At 56.8% G+C, this 419-nt stretch carries 1 pseudogene; it reads left to right on the top strand.

The window, feature by feature from the left end:
* Positions 1-242, top strand: a pseudogene (locus AC1D1Y_RS26565) (transcriptional regulator); the annotation flags it as partial.
* Between the last annotated feature and the right edge of the window lie 177 nt (positions 243-419).

The following is a 419-nucleotide window of genomic DNA, read 5'->3' as shown; positions in this document are numbered from 1 at the left end:
ATGTGGAACTGGGCATGGGCGTAGGCATCGTCGCATCGGTTGCGGTGGACGAGGAGCGCGACGCGCACCTGCGCATCCTCGACGCGGGCCACCTGTTCCAGGTGAACGTGACGCGGCTCGGGCTGCGCCGCGGGGCGTGGCTGCGGGGGTATGCCTATCGGTTTATTGAGACGTTTGTGCCTACGCTGAGTAAGGAGGTGGTGGCGAAGGTATTGAATAGTGCGGCGGAGAGAGCGGCTTGACGAAGCTTCACGATGAATACAGTTCAAATAGGTTGCTCGACTTAAGGTGCTAGTCGCTCTCGAGCAATTTCAGGCCATGAATCAGCCTGTATTTAAGCAGCTGGACGGATACCATATGTCTCAACAGCAGTTCATGCGAAGAACTGGCGTATTGAACAATGGGAGGAAGGCCAATGG

The sequence above is a fragment of the Polaromonas sp. P1_G1 genome (assembly GCF_056405595.1).
This window is presented reverse-complemented; position numbering and strand designations above follow the sequence as displayed.